Consider the following 20,086-nt stretch of genomic DNA (forward strand, 5'->3'; position numbering starts at 1 on the left):
GCCGGTGCCGGCACCGGCACCGGCACCGGCACCGGACGGTGTATCCGGCAAGTGAGCCGGACACGTCCGGGAGGTGAGCTCCTCACCTTCCAGCGCCCCGCGATCGGCCGGTCAGCCGCCCGTCAGTGCAGCGTCAACCGCCCGTGCTGCCATGGTCGTATCTCAGCCAAGGGAGCATGTGGTGCACGGACTTCAACAGCTCGCCGAAAGCGCGGGCAGGACCCTGGAGGACGCGCCGGCGTCGGAGATCGTGCGCTGGGCGGCGGAGACCTTCGGTGACCGGTTCTGCGTGACGTCGTCGATGGAGGACGCGGTCGTGGCGCATCTGGCGGCCCGGGTGAAGCCGGGAGTGGCCGTGGTCTTCCTCGACACCGGCTATCACTTCCCGGAGACCATCGGCACCCGCGACGCGGTGGCCGCGGTGATGGACGTCGACGTCATCACCCTCACCCCCCGGCAGACGGTCGCCGAGCAGGACGCGCAGTACGGGCCGAGGCTGCACGAGCGCGACCCCGACCGCTGCTGCGCGCTGCGCAAGGTCGCGCCGCTGGCCGAGGGGCTGAAGGCGTACGACGCCTGGGCCACGGGACTGCGCCGGGACCAGTCGCCGACCCGCGCGAACACCCCGGTCGTCGGATGGGACGCCGAGCGGCAGAAGGTGAAGGTGTCCCCGATCGCCCGCTGGACACAGGCAGACCTGGAGGCGTACGTGGCAGAGCACTCGGTGCTCACCAATCCCCTGCTGACGGACGGATATCCGTCCATCGGCTGCGCCCCCTGCACCCGCCGGGTGCAGGGCGGCGAGGACGCGCGGGCCGGGCGCTGGTCGGGCCTGGGGAAGACGGAATGCGGGTTGCACTCATGACGGCCCGGTCCGCGGCCGCGCTGCGGCATCTCGATGTGCTGGAGTCCGAGGCGGTGCACATCTTCCGGGAGGTGGCCGGGGAGTTCGAGCGCCCGGTCCTGCTCTTCTCCGGCGGCAAGGACTCGATCGTCATGCTGCACCTGGCGCTGAAGGCGTTCGCCCCCGCGCCGGTCCCGTTCGCGCTGCTGCACGTGGACACCGGGCACAACTTCCCCGAGGTGCTGGAGTACCGCGACCGGACCGTCGCCGAGCACGGGCTGCGGCTGCACGTCGCGTCGGTGCAGGACTACATCGACCGCGGGGTCCTGCGCGAACGCCCGGACAGCACCCGCAACCCGCTCCAGACCCTGCCGCTGACGGAGAAGATCGCCGCCGAGCGGTTCGACGCCGTGTTCGGCGGCGGGCGCCGGGACGAGGAGAAGGCCCGCGCCAAGGAGCGAGTGTTCTCGCTGCGGGACGAGTTCGGCGGCTGGGACCCGCGCCGCCAGCGCCCCGAGCTGTGGAACCTCTACAACGGCCGGCACGCCCCCGGCGAGCACGTCCGGGTGTTCCCGCTGTCCAACTGGACCGAACTCAACGTGTGGCAGTACATCGCCCGCCACGGCATCGCGGTCCCGGAGATCTACTACGCCCACGAACGCGAGGTCTTCCACCGCGGCGGCATGTGGCTCAGCGCGGGGATCTGGGGCGGCCCGAAGGAGGCCGAGGCCGTCGAGAAGCGGATGGTGCGTTTCCGTACGGTCGGCGACATGTCCTGCACCGGGGCCGTCCTGTCGCACGCACGCACCGTGGAGGACGTGATCGCCGAGATCGCGGGGTCGAGGGTGACCGAGCGCGGGGCGACCCGGGCCGACGACCGGCTCTCGGAGGCCGCCATGGAGGACCGCAAGCGCGAGGGGTACTTCTGATGACGGCCGACACCACGACCGTGGCCACGGCGGGGCTGCTGCGCTTCGCCACCGCCGGATCCGTCGACGACGGCAAGTCGACGCTGGTCGGGCGACTGCTGCACGACTCCAGATCGGTGCCGGCGGACCAGCTGGAGGCCGTCGAGCGCGCCTCCCGCAGCCGCGGCCAGGACGGGCCGGACCTGGCCCTGCTCACCGACGGCCTGCGGGCCGAACGCGAACAGGGCATCACCATCGACGTCGCGTACCGCTACTTCACCACCGCCCGGCGGGGTTTCATCCTGGCCGACACTCCGGGGCACGTGCAGTACACCCGCAACATGGTCACCGGCGCCTCCACCGCCGAGCTGGCGATCATCCTGGTGGACGCGCGCAACGGCATCGTGGAGCAGACGCGCAGGCACACCCTCATCGCCGCGCTGCTGCGCGTGCCGCACGTGGTCCTCGCCGTCAACAAGATGGACCTGGCGGACTACGCCGAGCCCGTCTTCGCCGCGATCGCCGAGGAGTTCACGGCGTACGCCCACGCGCTGGGGATCGGCGAGGTCACGGTCGTCCCGGTGTCCGCGCTGCGGGGCGACAACGTGGTCAGCGCCTCCGCCCACATGGACTGGTACGGCGGACCCACCGTGCTGGAGCACCTGGAGACGGTCCCGGTGCGCTCCGACCCCGCGCGGCTCCCGGCACGCTTCCCCGTGCAGTACGTCATCCGCCCGGGGACCCGGCAGCACCCCGACTACCGGGCCTACGCCGGGCAGATCGCCTCCGGCGTGCTGCGCACCGGCACCCGTGTCGTCGTACTGCCCTCCGGGCGCTCGTCCGTCGTCACCGGCATCGACCTGCTGGGCGAGCGGGTCGAGGAGGCCAGGGCCCCGCAGTCGGTGTCCCTGCTGCTCGCCGACGACCTCGACATCTCCCGGGGCGACCTGATCGTCCCGGTCACCGACGTGCCGCCGGTCACGCGGGACGTCGACGCCACCGTCTGCCAGCTCACCGACCGTCCGCTGCGGGTCGGCGCGCGGGTGCTGCTCAAGCACACCACCCGCACCGTGCCGGCCGTGGTCAAGGAGATCCCGAGCCGCTACGCGCTGGACGGCTCCGCCCTCCATCCGCTGCCCGGCCTGCTGACCGCCAACGACATCGGCCGGGTCGTGCTGCGCACCGCCGAGCCGCTGGCCCTCGACGGATACGCCGACAACCGCCGTACCGGCTGCTTCCTGCTGCTGGACCCGGCCGACGGCGCCACGCTCACCGCCGGCATGGCGGGCGAGTCCTTCGCCGCCCGGCCCGGCGGGGGCGACGGGAGGGCGTCCTCGTGAGGAACCGTGGCCCCGCCGCCGCGACCGTGCTCGTGCTGCTCGCCCTGCTGTGCGCCTGCGGCTACGGCTCGCGGCGGGACCAGGGGTACGACCGGGCGCCCGTCGCCGCGGGCGCGAAGAAGACCGACGGGCTGGACGCGGTGACGATCGGCTACTTCCCGAACCTCACCCACGCCACCGCCCTGGTCGGGGTGGAACGGGGCCTGCTGCAACGCGAGCTCGGGGGCACCCGGCTCAGGACCGCCGTCTTCAACGCCGGGCCGTCGGAGATCGAGGCGCTGAACTCCGGTTCGATCGACATGGGCTGGATCGGGCCCTCGCCGGCCGTCAACAGCTACGTGGTCTCGGGGGGCAGGAGCCTGCGCATCGTCAGCGGCTCCGCCTCCGGCGGGGTGAAGCTGGTGGTCGACCCCCGGAAGATCAAGTCGCTGGGGGACGTCAGGGGCAGCCGGATCGCCACCCCGCAACTGGGCAACAGCCAGGACGTGGCGTTCCTGAACTGGATCGCCGAGCGGGGCTGGAAGGTCGACCCGCAGTCCGGCCGGGGCGACGTCTCGGTCGTCCGCACCGACAACCGGATCACCCCCGACGCCTTCAGGTCCGGGGCGATCGACGGCGCCTGGGTGCCGGAGCCGACGGCGTCCAAGCTGGTCGCCGAGGGCGGCCGGGTGCTGCTCGACGAGTCGGCGCTGTGGCCGGACCACCGGTTCGTGATCACGAACCTGGTCGTGTCGCAGCGCTTCCTCGCCGCCCACCCCGAGGCGGTCGAGGCCGTGCTGCGCGGCTCGGTGCGCACCAACGCCTGGATCAACGCTCATCCGGACGCGGCGAGGGCGACGGCGAACGCGGCGCTGCGCCGGCTGTCCGGCAAGGCGCTGCCGCCGGACGTCGTCGACCCGGCGTTCCGGTCCATCCGGGTCACCGACGACCCGCTGGCCGCCACCCTCGCCGTCCAGGCCGAGCACGCGGTACGGGCCGGTCTGCTGGACCGGCCCGATCTGCGCGGGATCTACGACCTCGCACCGCTGCGCCGGGTTCTCGCGGCCGAGGGCGGACCGACCGTCGACGACGCCGGGCTCGGCATCCGGTAAGACCCAGCCACCGAGGAGGTGCCGAGGATGGAGACCACCACCCTCACCCTGGCCACCGCCGCGACCGACGCGGCGGCCGGTTTCGCCGCGCGGATCGCGCACGTCTCGAAGTCGTTCCGCGACGGCTCCGCCCGGCAGCTCGTCCTGGACGACATCAGCCTCGATGTCGCGCCGGGCGAGTTCGTCACGCTGCTGGGGGCCTCCGGCTGCGGGAAGTCCACGCTGCTCGGCCTGCTCGCCGGACTGGACCGGCCGAGCGCCGGGGAGATCAGCACTCCGGCCGGCCGGCCGGCGCTGATGTTCCAGGAACACGCCCTGTTCCCCTGGCTCTCGGCCGGCCGCAACATCGAACTGGCGCTGAAACTGCGCGGGATGCCCCGTGGCGAGCGGCGGGCGCGGGCCGAGGAGCTGCTGGAACTGGTCCGGCTCAAGGGCGCGTACGGCAAACGGGTGCACGAGCTGTCCGGCGGGATGCGCCAGCGCGTCGCGCTCGCCCGCGCCCTCGCCCAGGACAGCCGGCTGCTGCTGATGGACGAGCCGTTCGCGGCCCTCGACGCCATCACCCGGGACGTGCTGCACGACGAGCTGACCCGCATCTGGCAGGAGACGGGCCTGTCCGTGCTGTTCGTCACCCACAACGTCCGTGAGGCCGTGCGGCTCGCCCAGCGGGTGGTGCTGATGTCCTCGCGTCCCGGCCGCATCGCCCGCCAGTGGCAGGTCGGCATCGACCAGCCCCGCCGGATCGAGGACGCCACCGTCGCGGAGCTGTCCCTGGAGATCACCGAGGAACTGCGAGGGGAGATCCGCCGTCATGGCCGGCACTGACGCCGCCGAGGCGACCGGCGGCAGCGACCTGGCCGGGCTGGAGGCCGGGCTGGACGCGCTGGAGACCCCGCGCACCCGCCGCCGGCCGCTGCGCGAGACGCTGCTGCGCAGCGTGCTGCCGCCGGCCGTCGCCGTCGCACTCGTCCTGGCCCTCTGGCAGCTGCTGGTGTCGGCGCACGTCACCGACTCCTACCGGCTCCCCGCGCCCTCGGCCGTCTGGCACGAGGTCACCGAGGCCTGGCTGCGCGGCACCCTGTTCGGCTACATCTGGACGTCCGTCTCGCGCGGGCTGTCCGGCTTCCTGCTCGCGCTGCTGGTCGGCACCCCGCTGGGCCTGCTGGTGGCCCGGGTGCGGCTGGTGCGCGCCGCCGTCGGCCCGGTCCTGTCCGGCCTGCAGTCGCTGCCCTCGGTCGCCTGGGTGCCGCCGGCCGTGCTGTGGCTGGGCCTGAACGACTCGATGATGTACGCGGTGATCCTGCTCGGCGCCGTCCCCTCCATCGCCAACGGCCTCGTCTCCGGGGTCGACCAGATCCCGCCGCTGCACCTGCGGGCCGGCCGCACCCTGGGCGCCACCGGCCTGCGCGGACTGCGGCACATCGTGCTCCCGGCCGCGCTGCCCGGCTATGTGGCCGGGCTCAAGCAGGGCTGGGCGTTCTCCTGGCGCTCGCTCATGGCCGCCGAGATCATCGCCTCCTCCCCCGATCTCGGCGTCGGCCTGGGCCAGTTGCTGGAGAACGGCCGCAACACCAGCAGCATGCCGACGGTGTTCTTCGCCATCCTCCTGATCCTGCTGGTGGGCATCACCGTGGACCTGCTGGTCTTCAGCCCGCTGGAGCGCCATGTGCTGCGCTCGCGCGGCCTGTTGGTGAAGAGCTGAACGCGATGCGCCCGTCGGCCCTGCTGGTCGTGGCCCACGGCAGCCGGGACCCGCGGCACGCGGCCACCGTGCGGGCGCTGGTCGGCCGGGCGCGGGCGCTGCGGCCGGGCCTGCGGGCGGGGACGGCCTTCCTGGAGTTCGGCACCCCGTCGGTGCGTTCGGCGCTGGAGCGCCTGGCCGCCGACGGGGTACGGGACGTCGTCGCCCTGCCGCTGCTGCTCACCCGGGCCTTCCACGCCAGGACCGACATCCCCGCCGTCCTGGCCGACGCCCCGGCCTCGCTGCGGGTGCGCCGGGCCGCGGTCCTGGGGCCCGACCCCCTGCTCGTCGCCGCCCTCGAGCGCCGGCTCGCCGAGGCCGGGCTGCGCCGGTCCGAGCGGGCGTCGACCGGCGTCGTGCTCGCCGCGGCGGGCTCCACCGACCCGGAGGCGAACGCGGCGATCGCAGCCATCGCGCGGGAGTGGCGGCGCAGCACCGGTTGGTGCGCCGTGCGGCCCGCGTTCGCCTCCGGCTCCTCGCCCCGCACCGTGGACGTCGTCCGTGCGCTGCGCGCCGACGGCGTGCCGCGGGTGGCCGTCGCGCCCTACGTCGTCGCGCCCGGCCGGCTCTCCGAGCGGATCGCGGCCCAGGCCGCGGGGGCGGATCTGCTGGCCCCTGTGCTGGGCGCGGCCCCGGAGCTGGCACGGCTGCTGCTGCGCCGCTGGGCGCAGGCGGTGACGGCCGTACCCGAGCAGGACTTGAGCAGCGGACGAGACCACAGTGTGACGCTCCACGCATGAGGTTCACCATTCTTGGAGCGATCGGAACCGTGGTCGACGAGCGCTTCGTCGCCGTCACCGGGGCCCGCCAGCGGATTCTGCTGACGACCCTCCTGCTCACCGCTGGCCGGCTGCTGCCGAGCGAGCAGCTGTACGCCGAACTCTGGGGCGAGGACCCGCCCGAGCTGGTCGAGAACGCCCTCCAGGCCCATGTGTCCCGGCTGCGCCGCACCCTGCGGCGGCACGCGGGCGACGGACAGGCGCCCGCGCTGATCGGCCACCCTTCCGGCTATCAGCTGGTCGTGCCGCCCATGGACGTGGACGTGCACGTCTTCCGGGAGCGGCTGGCGCGGGCCCGCTCCGCGGCCGAGCGGGACCCGGCCATGTCCAGGGAACTTCTGGAGTCGGCGCTGGAGCTGTGGCGGGGGCCGTTGCCGCAGGAGGTGGCCGCCAGCCCGCTGTGCCGCAGCGCGTCCGTGCAGCTGGACGAGGAGTACCTGAGCGCGCTGGAGTCCCGGCTGGAGCTGGAGCTGCGGTTCGGGCCGCCCGCCGATGTGATCAGCGAGCTGCGCCGGTTCGGTGTGATGCACCCCTGGCGGGAGCGCATCACCGAGCTGCTGATGCTGGCGCTGTACCGGACCGGGCGGCAGGCCGAGGCCGTCGAGACGTACAACGCGACCCGCAGCCGGCTCGTCGACGAGCTCGGTATCGAGCCCTCGCCCCGGCTGCGGGACCTGTTCCGGCGGATACTCAATCAGGAACCCGCGCTGGAGCACCGAAGAGGCATGGTGCTCAGTCTGGACGAGTGACCGAGGCCTGCGCCGCCGCGGGCGCCACCTCGACGGGCACCGCCCGCTCGCCGCCGTCCCGTCCGGCGAGCCTGCGGTAGGTGTCCGCCCTGTTGGTGCGCAGCCACCAGGCGTAGCCCGCGCCGAGCAGCGCGAGGGCGGGCAGGGTCCAGGGCAGCGCGCCGACCACCGGGGAGTCGGTGCCGGTCAGCAGCGAGTAGTTGCCCAGGACCAGCCAGACGGTCGCGGTGAGACCGGCGAAGGCGAGCAGCGGGGCCACCAGCCCCTGCCAGACGCCGGCCCCGCCACCACGCCGCAGCAGGCCGACGACCGACAGGGCGGCGGCGGCCTGGAGCACGATGATGCCGAGGGTGCCGAGCCCCAGCATGCTGGTCGTCATGTCGGCGTACGGGTCCAGGCCCGCCGCCGCGAACACGGCCACCGCGACGAGGTTGAGCGCGGACTGGAGGGTGCTCGCCCGGTGCGGGGAGCCGTGGCGGGGGTGGCGCGCGGACAGTGCGGTGGGCAGCAGGCCGTCCGTGGCCAGGACGTGGGCGTAGCGGTTGGCCGCGCTGTGCAGGGCGAGGGTGGCGGCGAAGAGGCTGGTGCACAGCAGCACTTCGAGGACGGTCCGCCCGGCGGTGCCCAGGTAGTCCCCGGCCAGGACGAAGAACAGGTCGCCGAGCTGTGCGCCGGCCGTCGCGCGTACGTTGCGGGCGCCGACGGCGCCCACGGCCAGCCAGCTGGTGAGGGTGTAGAAGACCGAGATGAGCACGACGGCGGCGTAGGTGGCGCGGACCACGTTGCGCCGCGGGTTGCGGGCCTCGCCGCCGTAGAGCGCCGCGGACTCGAAGCCGATGAACGACACGAAGGCGAACATCATGGCGACGCCGAGCCCGGGTCCGGTCGCCTGGTGGCCGAAGGAGGCCGCGGGCAGTGCGGAGGCGCCGTGCCGGACGAGTACGGCGATGTCCAGGGCCAGCAGGACGCCGGTCTCGCCGATCATGAGCAGGGCGAGCAGCCGGGCGCTGAGCGTGATCTCCCGGTGGCCGAGCACGGCGACCAGGGCCACCCCGGCCAGCGCGCACACCTCCCACGAGACGTGGTAGCCGTGGGAGGCCAGGACCAGGCGGGTGAAGTAGCCCTGGGCGCCGACGAGTCCGATGGTGGCGGCGTTGTAGGAGAGCACGGCGATGAATCCGCCGGCCACGGCGGCCGGCCTGCCGAGCCCGTCGGCGATGGAGGTGTAGAAGCCGCCGGAGCCGCCGGTTCGGCGGGCGCTGACCGCGTAGCCGACGGCGAAACACAGCAGGGTCAGCCCGGCGAAGGCGAACGCGGCGGGGACGCCGGGGCCGTTGCCGACCGCGAAGGCCAGCGGCACGGTGCCCACCATGGCGGACAGCGGTGCGGCGGCGGCGACGATGACGAAGACGATGTGCCAGGTGCTCAGGTGCGTCCGGGAAGTGCTGGAGCGTAGCTGTGACATGGTCGGCTCCGGGGAGGAGGGGCTCGGTCGGGTCAGGCCGCGGCGAAGGCGAGCACCGCGTTCTGGCCGCCGAAACCGAAGGAGTTGGACACGGCCAGCGGGATGTCGAGCGGGACGGCCGCGGTGGCGGCCTCGATGTGGATCTTCGGGTCGAGCGTGGTCAGGCCGGCGGTGGGGGGCACCAGGGCGTGCTCGACGCTCAGCACGGTGAAGGCGGCCTCCACGGCCCCGGCGGCACCCAGCAGATGTCCGGTGACGCCCTTGGTGGAGGTGACCAGCGGTGCGTGCGGCAGCACCCGGCTGAGCACCTGGGCCTCCACCAGGTCGTTGAGCCGGGTCGAGGTGCCGTGGGCGTTGACGTGCGCGACGTCCTCGGGTGTCGCGCCCGCGTCGGCGAGCGCGGCACGCAGGGCGGCCTCGGCGCCGGCGCCGGTGGGGTGCGGGGAGGTCATGTGGTGGGCGTCGGCGGAGATGCCGTGGCCGACGAGCCGGGCCCGGGTGCGGGCGCCGCGGGCGCGGGCGTCGCCGGCGCGTTCCAGGACGAGTACGCCGCTGCCCTCGGCGGCGACGAAGCCGTCCCGGTCGACGTCGAACGGCCGGGACGCCCGCGCCGGGTCGTCGCCGCGCTGCGAGAGCGCGCCCATCTGCGCGAACCCCGCCATCACCAGGGGGGTGATCATGGCTTCGCTGCCGCCGGCCAGGGCGATGTCGCACCGGTCGAGCAGCAGGAGGTCGCGTGCGGTGCCGATGGCCGTGGCGCCGGAGGCGCAGGCGGTGGCCACCACCAGGTTGGGCCCGGTGGCGCCGAGTTCGATGGCGGTCTGCCCGGCCAGCATGTTGGGCAGCTGCATGGGCAGCAGCAGGGGGGAGACCCGGGTCGGGCCGTCGCGGAGCAGCACCTGGTGCTGGGCCTCCACGGTCTCGGGCCCGCCGTCGGCGCAGCCGAGGACCACGGCCACCCGGGCGCCGTCCCAGTGCCTCGGGTCCAGGCCCGCGTCCGCCACCGCCTCCGCCGCGGCGACCAGGGCGAACTGGGTGAACCGGTCGAGCCGGTGGGCTCTGCGGCCGCCGAGCAGCGCCTCGCCGTCGAAACCGGGCACCCGGCAGGTGATGCCCGTCGGGCCCGGGGGCAGCGCCGGGTCCGGGGCCGCGGCCGGCCGGCCGGCGCACACCGTACGCCAGCTGGCCGCCGTACCGATGCCGCCGGGGGTGACCAGGCCGATGCCGGTGACGGCGATGTCCGCCGCGGGCCGGGGCGGACGGCCGGCCGCGCCGTTCACACGCCCGCCCGCCGGCTCTCGATCAGCTCGACCATCGCGCCGATGGAGTCGGTCGCGATCAGTTCGTCGTCGCTGACGGTGACGTCCAGTTCCTGTTCGAGCAGCAGCGAGAGCTCGACCAGAGCGAGCGAGTCCAGGTCGATGTCCTCCCTGGTCGCGCCGGGGGTGACCTTGTCCGGGTCCACCTTGAGCTTGCTGACGAGCATTTCCTTGACGATCTCGAACATGGCTGTCCTCCTTGACGGTGTGAGAGCTCCGGACAGAAGTGGGGTCCGATCAGCGGACGGTGTCCGGTGCGTGCGATCGCAAGGCGCCGGAAGGTCCTTGTAGCGGAGCTACCAGGGCCTTTCGGCAACGCGGCGAGCGTGCGTGCCGGGCGCCGCCCGCCGGGCCCCACTTCTGTCCGGAGCTCTTAGGGGGTACGCGGATCGGTCACCGGCCCCAGCTGCGGCCAGCTCAGCGTGGTCGCGCCCCAGGCCAGGCCGCCGCCGAAGGCGGTGAGCAGGACCCGGTGGCCGGGGCGCAGCCGGCCGTCGGCGGCGGCGTCGGCGAGCAGCAGCGGGACGGACGCCCCGCCGGTGTTGCCCAGGTAGGCGATGTTGGTCAGCTGCCGTTCGGCGGGAATCCCGAGCCGTTCGGCGACGGTGTCGAGGATGCGGGCGTTGGCCTGGTGGGCGGCGAGCCGGTCGACCTGCTCGGTGGTCCACCCGGCGCGGGCGAGCGCCTGCCCGCTCGCGGCGGTCATCCGCTCGACGGCGTGCCGGTAGGTGTCGCGGCCGCGCATCCGGAAGTACTGCTCGCCCGGTGCGTGCGGGGCGCGCCGGCGGGAACCGCCCGCCGGCACCTCGATCAGGTCGCGGTGTTCGCCGTCGCTGCCGAGCACCATCGGGCCGAGTGCGCCCGGTTCCGCCGGGGTGCCCGCGCGCAGCACCACCGCTCCCGCCCCGTCCGCGAAGATCACCGCGGTGCCCCGGTCCTGCGGGTCGATGATCGTCGTGAAGGCCTCGGCGGCGATCACGAGCACCCGGTCGGCGGTGGCGGAGGCGATCAGTCCGGCGGCGCTGGCCAGTGCGTAGAGGAAGCCGCTGCACACGGCGGCCACGTCGAAGGCGGGGACCGTGCCGACGCCGAGCCGGGCGGCCACCTCGGGGGCGGTCGCGGGGCAGGGCCGGTCGGGGGTGGTGGTGGCCAGGACCACCGCGTCCACCGCGGCCTCGCCCGCGGACTTCAGAGCCCGGCGGCCGGCCTCGACGGCCAGGTCCGAGGTGGCGGTGCCGGCCGACACCATGTGCCGGGTGCGGATGCCGGTCCGGCTGCGGATCCACTCGTCGGAGGTGTCGAGACGTTCGCTGAGGTCGGCGTTGGTGACGCGGCGCGGCGGCACGTGGCCGCCGAGTCCGCAGACGACCGCCGCCCTCACCGTGCGGTCCGGGTGGCGAGGTGGGCGGGGATACCCATGTAGGCCATGCGCTTCTCGGCCATCTGGTCCGTCCACGCCTCGGCCATGTCGTAGCGCTGTTCCGGGGTGGTGCCGAGCATGCGCACGCCCGGCCAGATCTCGTAGTCCCCGATGAGGTCGGCCCGGGCGGCCATGCCCTCCTGGAAGAGTTCCTCGCGGTGCAGCACGAAGGGGCGGTCGGGCAGCCGGTCCCACAGTTCCCGGCCGGCCCGCAGGATCTCCGCCAGGCGCGGCAGATAGTCCGGGTGCGCCTCCAGGTGGTCCTTGAGGATGGTGGCCGCGACCGTGAGGTGACGGATCTCGTCGATGGCCGTGCCCCGGGAGATCTCGCCGGTCGCGGGCGAGAGCGGGGTCCACTTGCGTTCGCTGAGCTCGGCCGCGGGCGCCAGCACCCCCTCGATGACGATGGCGAAGACGGCCACGCCGCCCGCGAAGTCGGCCCGGGTGCGGACGATGTCCCGGGTGAACTCCACGACGGGGTCGAGGATCTGTTTGCGGTAGTCGGCGGCGAGTTCGGCGATGTCCGCGACCAGGGTGGCCGCGGGCATGCCCAGTTCGGCCAGATGGTCGCGGAACACCCGGGCGTGCCGGGCCTCGTCGATGAGCTGGGTGGCGTAGAACTCGAGCTCGGGGATGCCGGGGGCGATGGCGACGTAGTCGGCCAGCAGCCGGGTGGCGAGCTCCTCCGCCAGGCTCCGGAAGCCGAACTCCAGGATCAGTGCCTGGCGCAGCGGCCCCGGCGCGCGCAGGAAGTCCGGCACCGTCGCCCCGGGGGCGTGGCCGGTGACGCCCCGGCCGAGGAGCGTGCCCTGGGCGACCTGGGTGATCCAGTACGGCAGATCGCACTCCGCGGGGCCCAGGGTGAGCTCCATCGCCCCGTCGAGCAGGCCGGGAGCCTCGTCCCAGTCGGCCTCGCGGGCCACCCGGGCCGTGCCGTGTCGCGTGGTCATGGGGTCGTACCGTCCCTTCCGGTCAGGGTGCGCAGGCCGCCGGCGAAGCTGAGCAGCGGGTCTCCGGAGCCGGTGTCGCTCTCCACCACCCGCCCCAGGAGCACTTCGTGGTCGCCGACCGCGATCCGGCCGGCGCCCCGGCAGCTGTAGTGCGCGAGCGTCCCTTCGAGCAGGGGCGCGGTGGTGAGCGGGTCGGGCCGCCAGGCGAACCCGTCGAACTGCGCGGCGCCCAGGGGCCGGCTGCTGTCGGCGAACCAGCGGGCCAGCTCCGCCTGGCCGCCGCCCAGGACGTTCACGGTGAACCAGCCGGCGGCGATGGCGAGTTCGCCGAGCACCGATCCGGCACGCAGGCTGGTGCCCAGGATGAGCGGCCGGGTGGACACCAGCGTGGTGGTCGAGGCCGTGGTGCCGTGCAGCCGGCCCTCGTGACTCACCGTCAGGACGCTGACCGGGGTGGCCAGCCGGCGTACGGCGGTGGTCCGCGCGCCGGTCACTGTGCGGTTTCCGGCTGCCGGCGCGCGGCCTGGGCCGGCCGGGCCGGGACGTGTCCCACGGGCGCCGGGTCACCGGTGTGGCCGACCGGCTTGGGGTGCTTGACCCCGAGGTCGTCCAGCAGCCGCAGATAGCCGGGCTGGCGGACCGGCTCGAAGGGCAGCGAGAACGGCTTGAGGAAGTTGCCGAACAGCCCCCGGTCGCCGAAGAGGTGGAACGGCAGCACCAGCAGCGCCCACTCGGGCCGGACCAGCCAGCACCACAGCGCGGCCACGGCGCCCTGGGTGATGAGGCTGTGCATGACGTTGTACAGGACGTAGTACGCCTTCGGGATCGGTGCGCCGTGGCTGCGCCGGAAGGCGACGGCGCCGGGGATGTAGCCGATCAGGTCGATGTAGAGGAACAGGGCGACGGCGGGCAGCCAGCGGATCTCGCCCGCGTGGGCGATGATCATTCCGGTGGTGACCGCGAGTCCCACCAGGTACTCGGCCCGGTGCAGGGAGAACGTGCGGGGGGTCTCGAAGGGGTTGGCCTGGTCCATGACGCGCTCCTATGCGGTGGCGGGCAGGCCCGCGGCGGAGGTGCCGGGGTCGCCGGGGTCGGGTTCGCCGACGAGCCGTACGCGGGCGAACTGGCCCGCCAGTGCCCAGGCGACGGTCTCCTTGATGACCCGCTCGGCGATCGGGTCGAGGATGCCTTCGAGGCTGGGGATGCCGAAGTCGAACGCACAGGTGAAGCTCACCTCGACGTCGTCGCCCCGCTCGGTGAGCTGCCAGCGGCCGGTGAAGCTGTCGAAGTCGCCCTCGGTCTGCTCGAAGTGGACCTCGCCGTCCTCGGGCTCGAACCGTTCGGTCTCGGTCCAGCGCAGCAGACCGCTGCGGAAGTGCAGCTCCCAGCTGGAGGAGCCGGTCGGCGAGGGGCGGCCCCGGTGCACGGTGGTGGACTGCACGTGCGGGGCGAGCTCGGCGTAGCGCTCCCACTGCACGATCCGTTCGAAGACGTCCGCGCGCCGCTCGTCGTGCACCACCGCGTCCAGTTGCACATGTCGCATGTCAGCTACCGCCTTCCGGCATGGTGGGCGCCATCCGGACGAGATCCCTGGTGGCCTTGTCGAACGCGTCGAGGAGGAAGCGTTCGTCCACCTCGGTGAGCACGGCGGGCGGGGTGAAGCGCACCACCGCACTGCCGTTCATGGAGTGGTTGGCCACCACCCCGTGGTTGAAGAGCTCGATGAGCAGCTCGCCCGCCAGGCCCGGCTCGGCCAGCTCCACGCCGATGAGCAGTCCGCGGCCGCGGACGTCGGTGACCAGGCCGGGCAGGTTGCGCCGGGCGATCGCGGTGATCTCCGGCAGCAGCCGGGCGCCGATGTCCGTGGCCCGGGTGACCAGCCGTTCCTCCTGGACGACCTGGATCGCCGCCTGGACGGCCGCCATCAGCAGCGGCTGCCCGGAGAACGTCCCGGTGTGGACGTAGGGGTCCTTGTCGAAGGGGCGGAACGCCTCCTTGGTGGCGATCGCCGCCGAGACCGGGACCACTCCCCCGCCCAGCGCCTTGCCGACGAGCATGACGTCGGGGCGGACGTCGTCGATGTCGGCGCCCCACCACTCGCCCAGCCGGCCCATGCCGGTCTGCACCTCGTCCAGGACGAGGAAACCCTCGTACTCCCGGACCAGTTCCTCGACCTGCTTGAGATATCCCTTCGGGGGCAGTACGACGCCGCCCTCGCCCTGGACCGGCTCGACGATGACGCAGACCTCGCCGGGGTGGGCGGCCAGCTCGGTACGCAGCGCCCCGGCGTCGCCGTAGGGCAGGTGGACGACGTCGGGCAGCAGCGGACGGAAGGGGTTCTGGTAGACGGCCTTGGCGGTGGCCGACAGCGCGCCCATCGTCTTGCCGTGGTAGCCGCCGAGCATCGAGACGATCCTGGTGCGCCCGTGGGCGCGGGCGAGCTTGAGGCCGGTCTCCACCGCCTCCGTGCCGGAGAGGGCGAAGTGCACGCGCTCCAGCCCCTGGGGGGCGACGGCCGCCAGTGCCTCGGCGGCGCGGGCGACGGTCGGCTCCAGCAGGATCCGGGTGGCGACCGGGTGGGTGTGCAGCTGGTGCTGGACGGCCTCCACGACCCTCGGGTGCCGGGCGCCCATGATGAAGACGCCGTAGCCGCCGCAGTTGAGGAACTGCTCGCCGTCGCTGGTGGTGAGCCAGGCGCCGGCCGAGGCCACCTCCATGTGGCTGCCGAAGAGTTCGGCGAGGGTCGCGCGGCCCTTGCTCAGTCGGGCCCGGTACAGGGCCAGGATGTCCGCCTCGGTGTCCGGCGCCGGGCCCGCGGTGGTGGTCCCGGACGGATCGCTGGTGATGGTCATGGCCCTCCTTCAGGACAGTTCGAGCGGGCCGCCGTCGACGTACTGCACCAGGGCGGCGGCGCTGCCGGCCCGCGACGGCGGGTGGAAGGCGAGCGGGCGCACCGAGGCGGCGAGGCGGGCGTGGTCGGGGTTGCGGATGAAGTCGATGCCGCCGAGGAGTTCGAGCGCCTGGTCGGTGGCACGGGCCAGGTTCGTCTGGGCCGCGAACCGGGCCACGAGCACCGCGGCCACCGCGCCCTCCCCCTCCAGTCCGTCGCGGATCGCGCGCGCCGCGCCCGCCAGCAGTTCGAAGGCGGCCTCGGTCTGGACGACGACCTGGGCCCTCTCCTGCGGGCTGCCCCGGCCGCTGGCCAGCAGCTGCTCGGTCAGTCCCGCGGCCGCTCCCGCGTAGCCGGCGGAGACGAGCAGCTCGAACCAGATGAAGCCGGCGGTCTGCAGGTCGTCGAGCCGGTGCGGGTCCTCGGCCGTGGTCCGCACCACGAGTTCCTCGGGGACCTCGACGTTCTCCAGGCGCACCTCGTCGCTCTGGGCGGCGGCGAGGACGTCGCTGCCCCAGAAGGGGTGCACCGACAGGCCCGGCGTGGTGGCGGGCACCAGGGCCAGGGCCAGTTCCGGCCGTCCGTCCCGGCCGGGCACGGCGATGCTCGCCGTCAGCACGCTCATCGAGCCGGAGAGGCTGCACGGCTTCTTCACGCCGTTGAGGCGGAAGCCGCCCGGCACCGGCTCGGCGGTCACCGACGGGGTGAGGATGTTCTGCTGGGTGCGGCCCTCGGCCCAGCCCGAGGCCAGCAGCCGCTGCTCCGGCACCACGCTGGAGAGCAGCTCCAGCTGCGCGGGGGTGAGCCGGCCGGACTCGGCCGCCAGCGCGTAGAGCATGGCCACGGTGAAGTGGTGCATGGTGACCGCGGCGGCCAGGGAGGGGGAGAGACTGCCGAGGCCGCGCTGCACCTGGACCGCCTCCACGAGACCGGCGCCGTGCCCGTCGTACTCCTTGGGCACCAGCAGCCCGACCCCGCCGTGCGCCCTGAAGAGGTCGAGGACCGGGCTGCCGGGAGCCTCGCGCCGGGCGTACGGGATGTCGGCCAGGGCTTTCAGCAGCCCGGGGTGGTAGCGCTCAACGGCGTCACGGGCCGCGTCGAGGCTGCGCATGGGGATTGCACCTCCGTAGATGGCACGGGTGGGTGGGGAAGGTCAGCCGCCGAAGACCGCGGCGCGCGGGCTGACGTCCTGGGCGATGCTCACGCCCTGGATGTGCGAGGTCTTGAGCATCGGGTAGTTGGCCTCGCCGAAGACGCCGCCGGTCAGTCCGGTGCCGCCGTGGCTGGGCAGATAGGGCAGGAACCCGATGTGGGAGTCGTTCACCTTCAGCAGGCCGCCGTTGCCGACCCGGCGCACGAAGGCGTCGATGACCTCGGGGTCGCGGGCCCACAGCGAGTTGCGCAGGCCGTACTCGTTGGTGTTGACGAAGTCGATGAATCCGTCGAGGAGTTTCTCGTCGTCGGCGGGCTCGGGGACGACGACCGGGATCAGCGGGAAGAACGTCTCGTGGCGTACGACCTCGTGGCTGCGAGCGCCGCTCAGGCCGTTCACCCGTACCACCGTGGGCTGGAGGAAGACTCCGGTGTCGCTGGGGGTGCCGTCGAGTTCGGTGCGGTGCCCGCCGGTGACGAGTTCGGCGCCGGCGTCCAGGGACTGGCGCAGCAGGGCGAAGAACTTCTCGCTGCGCCGCACCGGGGACAGGAGCACGTCCTCGTCCTCCGGATAGCCGGGGCGCACGGCCTCGGCCTGCCGCTTGACCTCGGCGATCAGCTCGTCCGCCCGGTCGGGGTGGACGAGCACCCAGTTGGGCACCATGCAGATCTGTCCGGAGCCGTAGAACGACTCGGCGATCGCCTCGGCCGCGTGCGGGATGTCGGCGTCCCGCCAGACCACCACGCCGTCGTTGCCGGCCAGTTCGAGGATCGGCTTCTTGCCCCGGGCCACGCACCGCTCCTGGAAGCGCAGGCCTTCCTCGGTGCTGCCGATGTAGAAGATGTCCTGGATCTGCGGGCTGAGCAGCCAGCGGTCGATCGTCTGACCGGGGTTGCTGCACACCGCGTTCAGCGTGCCGGGCGGGGCGCCCACCTCGTCCAGCAGCGGGGCAATGAGCTCACGCAGCACGAACATCGTGCTCAGCGCGATGGACCGGGGGGCGCGTACCACCACCGTGTTCCCGGCCATCAGGGCCAGTACCGACAGGGCCGCGCTGGGCGCGGGCGCATTCTGCGGGGGGTTGAAGGCAACCACGCCGTCCGGCTGCCGGCGCACGATGAGCCGGCGCCCGCCGTGCTGGAACTCCGTGTGCATCCGCTGCCGGTACCAGCCGAGGCTCTCCTCGCTGAACACCTGGAGCAGGCAGCTCAGTTCCCAGCGGGCCAGCTTCAGCGGGTGCGCCTCCGCGGTCAGCAGTTCCAGGAACTCGTCCTGGCGGCGCAGCAGTTCCTCACGGAAGAGCGCGCCCAGCCGCATACGCCGCTCCAGCGGGACCCCGGCCCAGGCCGGGGCCGCCGCCGCGGCCGCCTGGGTGGCCAGGTCGATGGCCGTGTCCCCCGCCACCGCGCAGCGGCCCACGACGTACGGGTGCTCCGCCGCCGCGGAGTTCTCGTCCTGTTCCAGGGCCCGCTTGAGTTTGACGCTGGTGAAGACGTCCTCGAGGAGGGAGCGGGCACTGACCGTGTACACCCAGCCGATACCTTCGACGTCCTTGCCCGCGATGTACAGCTTGTAATTGCGCAGTGGTTTTTCACGGCCATCGATCATCGTCAGCCTTTCCCTCGATCGCCTCGGATTCTGATGAGCACTCGAATCGTGACGAGCGGGTCTGACTGGATACTGACCTGCGGCTGACATGCCGGGAACAAGAAAAGCGGCCACGGAGGGATTCTCCGTGGCCGCTGCACGACACTGTTCCGTCGTCTGCGGAGAGGGCAGGATTTGAACCTGCGTGGGCAGTCTATTACCCGACCATTCCCATGGGACTGGCCCCCGATAAGCCGCTCCGGGCACCTCTCCTCGTGATCTGTGCTCTTGTCGTTCGCGGAGAGGGCAGGATTTGAACCTGCGTGGGCAGTCTATTACCCGACCATTCCTATTGGTCTGGCCCCCGATAAGCCGCTCCGGGCACCTCTCCTCGTGTCCGTCCGGTGTGTTCCCCGGCCCGTTCACATCACCAACTGTGCACTGCCCGGCTGACTTCCCGCTGATATCCGGCTGACGCCTCCAAGCGCGGGGGAAACGGCTCTTCCAAGGCTCCAGCGGGCAGTGCTGTACTTTTCTCGATCCGCCGGAAACCTACCAGTGGAAAGGGAGGCCCCATGTCCACGGCACCTACTCGGGAGTCGTCCTCCGCCGTCGTTCTCGACGCCATCACGGAACACACGCAGGCCGGGAATCCGAGCTCGTTCCTGGCGATGAACACCGGGAACGAGCTCTTCACCGTGCCCGACGCCGACGGGGTGGTGGTGTACCGGCAGGCAGGCCGCCATCTGGTGCAGTTCGGCGGCCCCTTCGCCGGCCCGGACAGCTACGAGCGGCTGCTCACCGCTTTCCAGGAGCACGCGCAGGAGCAGGAACTGCGGCTGGTGGCCGTGCAGTTGCAGCGCGCCGACGCCGAGATCTACGCGCGCCTGGGCTGGACCGTCAACCAGATCGGCGCCTCGTGGGCGGTCGGCCTGCCCGACTTCGCTCTGCGCGGCACCCGGTTCATGCAGCTGCGCAACAAGATCTCCCGGGCCTTCCGCAACGGACTCCAGGTGCGCGAGGCCGACGCGCAGGACGTACGGGAGGCGCTGGCCGTCATCGACTCGGCCTGGCTCGCGGACAAGGGCGAGCACGTCCGCCCGCTGGAGTTCCTCGTCGGCCAGACCGGCGGGAGCGCCCAGCAGCACCGCCGGCTCTTCGTGGGTTCGATCGACGGCACGCCGGTCGGCTACATCTCCTACTCGCCCGTCTACGGCCCCCAGGCGGGCTGGATGCACGACCTGAGCCGGCGCCTGCCCGGCAACTCCCCCGGCCTGATGGAGGCGATCAACAGCACCGCCATCGAGGTCTTCCGGGCCGAGGGCGCGCAGTGGCTGCACTTCGGCTTCACCCCGTTCACCGGACTGGACGCGGCGAACGAACTGCCCGGACACAGCCCGGCCTTCACCTGGCTGATGCACTTCCTGTGGGAGCACGGCGAGGACCTCTACCCGGCCCGGACCCAGCTCGCGTACAAGGAGAAGTGGGGCCCAGACCTGACGCTGCCCGAGTACATCGCCTTCCGCGGCCAGGCGTCACCCGTCTCCTTCGCGCATGTCTTCCGCGCCTGCAATGCCTTCTGATCCGACCTGTCCGAGGAGAACCCCATGCCGTCCGACGAGAACCCCGTGCCGTCCGAGGAGAATCCTGTGCAGCAGCCGACCGCAGACCTCCAGAACGCCCTCGTGGCGTCCCTCCTGGCCGTCATCGGCGCGCCGGACGACGAGGAGACGGCCGCCACGGCCGACGCGGCGCTCGTCAGCCTGGACGCGGCGCTCGGCGACGCCGCCTAGCCGCGGCGGCCGCGGCTCGGCACACGCGCAGCGGTCCCGCGGGGCAGTCGGATCTGC

At 72.9% G+C, this 20,086-nt stretch carries 21 protein-coding genes and 2 tRNA genes; 10 read left to right on the forward strand and 13 right to left on the reverse strand.

What is annotated here, in order from left to right; all coding sequences use genetic code 11:
• Positions 1-151: 151 nt before the first annotated feature.
• Genes ABT085_RS26615 through ABT085_RS26650 form a run of 8 tightly spaced genes read left to right on the forward strand, consistent with a single transcriptional unit; the run spans position 152 to position 7,452 of the window.
• Positions 152-865, forward strand: coding sequence for a phosphoadenylyl-sulfate reductase (locus ABT085_RS26615; protein WP_351612862.1), 714 nt, complete (start codon positions 152-154; stop codon positions 863-865).
• On the forward strand, positions 847-1,773 hold the full coding sequence (cysD, locus tag ABT085_RS26620) for a sulfate adenylyltransferase subunit CysD (RefSeq protein WP_351612865.1): 927 nt from the start codon (positions 847-849) through the stop codon (positions 1,771-1,773). The genes ABT085_RS26615 and cysD overlap by 19 nt, the downstream gene beginning before the upstream one ends.
• Positions 1,773-3,092 (forward strand): sulfate adenylyltransferase subunit 1, encoded by a 1,320-nt coding sequence (locus ABT085_RS26625; protein WP_351612867.1) that lies wholly within the window; start codon positions 1,773-1,775, stop codon positions 3,090-3,092. Before cysD ends, ABT085_RS26625 begins: the two co-directional genes overlap by 1 nt.
• Positions 3,089-4,183: an ABC transporter substrate-binding protein gene (locus ABT085_RS26630; protein ID WP_351612870.1), complete on the forward strand. Its 1,095-nt coding sequence runs from the start codon at positions 3,089-3,091 to the stop codon at positions 4,181-4,183. Before ABT085_RS26625 ends, ABT085_RS26630 begins: the two co-directional genes overlap by 4 nt.
• 27 nt (positions 4,184-4,210) lie before the next feature.
• Positions 4,211-5,008 (forward strand): ABC transporter ATP-binding protein, encoded by a 798-nt coding sequence (locus ABT085_RS26635; protein WP_351612873.1) that lies wholly within the window; start codon positions 4,211-4,213, stop codon positions 5,006-5,008.
• Positions 4,995-5,885 (forward strand): ABC transporter permease, encoded by an 891-nt coding sequence (locus ABT085_RS26640; RefSeq protein WP_351612875.1) that lies wholly within the window; start codon positions 4,995-4,997, stop codon positions 5,883-5,885. The genes ABT085_RS26635 and ABT085_RS26640 overlap by 14 nt, the downstream gene beginning before the upstream one ends.
• 5 nt (positions 5,886-5,890) lie before the next feature.
• Complete coding sequence (locus ABT085_RS26645) at positions 5,891-6,664, forward strand: sirohydrochlorin chelatase (protein ID WP_351612877.1); 774 nt, start codon at positions 5,891-5,893, stop codon at positions 6,662-6,664.
• On the forward strand, positions 6,661-7,452 hold the full coding sequence (locus ABT085_RS26650; RefSeq protein ID WP_351612879.1) for an AfsR/SARP family transcriptional regulator: 792 nt from the start codon (positions 6,661-6,663) through the stop codon (positions 7,450-7,452). The genes ABT085_RS26645 and ABT085_RS26650 overlap by 4 nt, the downstream gene beginning before the upstream one ends.
• On the opposite strand, the gene ABT085_RS26655 is transcribed toward ABT085_RS26650, so the two are convergent.
• The 13 genes from ABT085_RS26655 to ABT085_RS26715 form a co-directional block, all read right to left on the reverse strand.
• Positions 7,436-8,917 carry an APC family permease gene (locus ABT085_RS26655; protein ID WP_351612881.1) on the reverse strand — a complete coding sequence of 494 codons (1,482 nt, stop codon included), beginning with the start codon at positions 8,915-8,917 and terminating at the stop codon, positions 7,436-7,438. The genes ABT085_RS26650 and ABT085_RS26655 overlap by 17 nt on opposite strands.
• Before the next feature lie 32 nt (positions 8,918-8,949).
• Positions 8,950-10,197: a beta-ketoacyl-[acyl-carrier-protein] synthase family protein gene (locus tag ABT085_RS26660; protein ID WP_351612884.1), complete on the reverse strand. Its 1,248-nt coding sequence runs from the start codon at positions 10,195-10,197 to the stop codon at positions 8,950-8,952.
• Positions 10,194-10,424 (reverse strand): phosphopantetheine-binding protein, encoded by a 231-nt coding sequence (locus ABT085_RS26665; protein WP_351612887.1) that lies wholly within the window; start codon positions 10,422-10,424, stop codon positions 10,194-10,196. Before ABT085_RS26665 ends, ABT085_RS26660 begins: the two co-directional genes overlap by 4 nt.
• A 185-nt stretch (positions 10,425-10,609) precedes the next feature.
• Complete coding sequence (locus ABT085_RS26670) at positions 10,610-11,617, reverse strand: beta-ketoacyl-ACP synthase III (RefSeq protein ID WP_351612889.1); 1,008 nt, start codon at positions 11,615-11,617, stop codon at positions 10,610-10,612.
• Positions 11,614-12,606, reverse strand: coding sequence for a ferritin family protein (locus tag ABT085_RS26675; RefSeq protein WP_351612892.1), 993 nt, complete (start codon positions 12,604-12,606; stop codon positions 11,614-11,616). Before ABT085_RS26675 ends, ABT085_RS26670 begins: the two co-directional genes overlap by 4 nt.
• Entirely contained in the window at positions 12,603-13,100 is a 498-nt protein-coding gene (locus ABT085_RS26680) for a flavin reductase family protein (RefSeq protein ID WP_351612895.1), read from the reverse strand. The genes ABT085_RS26675 and ABT085_RS26680 overlap by 4 nt, the downstream gene beginning before the upstream one ends.
• A complete protein-coding gene (locus ABT085_RS26685; protein ID WP_351612897.1) occupies positions 13,097-13,639 on the reverse strand; it encodes a hypothetical protein in 543 nt (180 codons plus the stop codon). The genes ABT085_RS26680 and ABT085_RS26685 overlap by 4 nt, the downstream gene beginning before the upstream one ends.
• A 9-nt stretch (positions 13,640-13,648) precedes the next feature.
• Positions 13,649-14,149, reverse strand: a complete 501-nt coding sequence (locus tag ABT085_RS26690) for a type II toxin-antitoxin system RatA family toxin (protein ID WP_351612900.1) — start codon at positions 14,147-14,149, stop codon at positions 13,649-13,651.
• A 1-nt stretch (position 14,150) separates the two neighbouring features.
• The gene (locus ABT085_RS26695) at positions 14,151-15,458 is read right to left on the reverse strand and encodes an aspartate aminotransferase family protein (protein WP_351612902.1); all 1,308 of its coding nucleotides are present in this window, start codon (positions 15,456-15,458) and stop codon (positions 14,151-14,153) included.
• Positions 15,459-15,467: 9 nt separating this feature from the next.
• A complete protein-coding gene (locus ABT085_RS26700; RefSeq protein WP_351612905.1) occupies positions 15,468-16,607 on the reverse strand; it encodes an acyl-CoA dehydrogenase family protein in 1,140 nt (379 codons plus the stop codon).
• Positions 16,608-16,649: 42 nt separating this feature from the next.
• Positions 16,650-18,257 carry an aldehyde dehydrogenase family protein gene (locus ABT085_RS26705; RefSeq protein ID WP_351612907.1) on the reverse strand — a complete coding sequence of 536 codons (1,608 nt, stop codon included), beginning with the start codon at positions 18,255-18,257 and terminating at the stop codon, positions 16,650-16,652.
• Positions 18,258-18,416: 159 nt separating this feature from the next.
• Positions 18,417-18,509 (reverse strand) — tRNA-OTHER (locus ABT085_RS26710).
• Positions 18,510-18,534: 25 nt separating this feature from the next.
• Positions 18,535-18,627 (reverse strand) — tRNA-Pro (locus tag ABT085_RS26715).
• Between the two features lie 184 nt (positions 18,628-18,811).
• Here ABT085_RS26715 and ABT085_RS26720 point away from each other — a divergent pair.
• Both ABT085_RS26720 and ABT085_RS26725 read left to right on the forward strand, forming a co-directional pair.
• Positions 18,812-19,819, forward strand: coding sequence for a bifunctional lysylphosphatidylglycerol flippase/synthetase MprF (locus ABT085_RS26720; RefSeq protein WP_351612910.1), 1,008 nt, complete (start codon positions 18,812-18,814; stop codon positions 19,817-19,819).
• Positions 19,820-19,843: 24 nt separating this feature from the next.
• Positions 19,844-20,029, forward strand: coding sequence for a hypothetical protein (locus ABT085_RS26725; protein WP_351612913.1), 186 nt, complete (start codon positions 19,844-19,846; stop codon positions 20,027-20,029).
• Positions 20,030-20,086: the final 57 nt, after the last annotated feature.

Source organism: Streptomyces sp. NPDC002265 (genome assembly GCF_040296125.1).
GTDB lineage: Bacteria > Actinomycetota > Actinomycetes > Streptomycetales > Streptomycetaceae > Streptomyces.

Coding starts and splice junctions, on each gene's coding strand:
- ABT085_RS26705 (WP_351612907.1), bottom strand. CDS start 18,257: ATGATCGATGGCCGTGAAAAACCACTGCGCAATTACAAGCTGTACATC.
- ABT085_RS26725 (WP_351612913.1), top strand. CDS start 19,844: ATGCCGTCCGACGAGAACCCCGTGCCGTCCGAGGAGAATCCTGTGCAG.
- ABT085_RS26655 (WP_351612881.1), bottom strand. CDS start 8,917: ATGTCACAGCTACGCTCCAGCACTTCCCGGACGCACCTGAGCACCTGG.
- ABT085_RS26720 (WP_351612910.1), top strand. CDS start 18,812: ATGTCCACGGCACCTACTCGGGAGTCGTCCTCCGCCGTCGTTCTCGAC.
- ABT085_RS26640 (WP_351612875.1), top strand. CDS start 4,995: ATGGCCGGCACTGACGCCGCCGAGGCGACCGGCGGCAGCGACCTGGCC.
- ABT085_RS26685 (WP_351612897.1), bottom strand. CDS start 13,639: ATGGACCAGGCCAACCCCTTCGAGACCCCCCGCACGTTCTCCCTGCAC.
- ABT085_RS26695 (WP_351612902.1), bottom strand. CDS start 15,458: ATGACCATCACCAGCGATCCGTCCGGGACCACCACCGCGGGCCCGGCG.
- ABT085_RS26625 (WP_351612867.1), top strand. CDS start 1,773: ATGACGGCCGACACCACGACCGTGGCCACGGCGGGGCTGCTGCGCTTC.
- ABT085_RS26690 (WP_351612900.1), bottom strand. CDS start 14,149: ATGCGACATGTGCAACTGGACGCGGTGGTGCACGACGAGCGGCGCGCG.
- cysD (WP_351612865.1), top strand. CDS start 847: ATGCGGGTTGCACTCATGACGGCCCGGTCCGCGGCCGCGCTGCGGCAT.
- ABT085_RS26645 (WP_351612877.1), top strand. CDS start 5,891: ATGCGCCCGTCGGCCCTGCTGGTCGTGGCCCACGGCAGCCGGGACCCG.
- ABT085_RS26650 (WP_351612879.1), top strand. CDS start 6,661: ATGAGGTTCACCATTCTTGGAGCGATCGGAACCGTGGTCGACGAGCGC.
- ABT085_RS26700 (WP_351612905.1), bottom strand. CDS start 16,607: ATGCGCAGCCTCGACGCGGCCCGTGACGCCGTTGAGCGCTACCACCCC.
- ABT085_RS26665 (WP_351612887.1), bottom strand. CDS start 10,424: ATGTTCGAGATCGTCAAGGAAATGCTCGTCAGCAAGCTCAAGGTGGAC.
- ABT085_RS26675 (WP_351612892.1), bottom strand. CDS start 12,606: ATGACCACGCGACACGGCACGGCCCGGGTGGCCCGCGAGGCCGACTGG.
- ABT085_RS26635 (WP_351612873.1), top strand. CDS start 4,211: ATGGAGACCACCACCCTCACCCTGGCCACCGCCGCGACCGACGCGGCG.
- ABT085_RS26615 (WP_351612862.1), top strand. CDS start 152: ATGGTCGTATCTCAGCCAAGGGAGCATGTGGTGCACGGACTTCAACAG.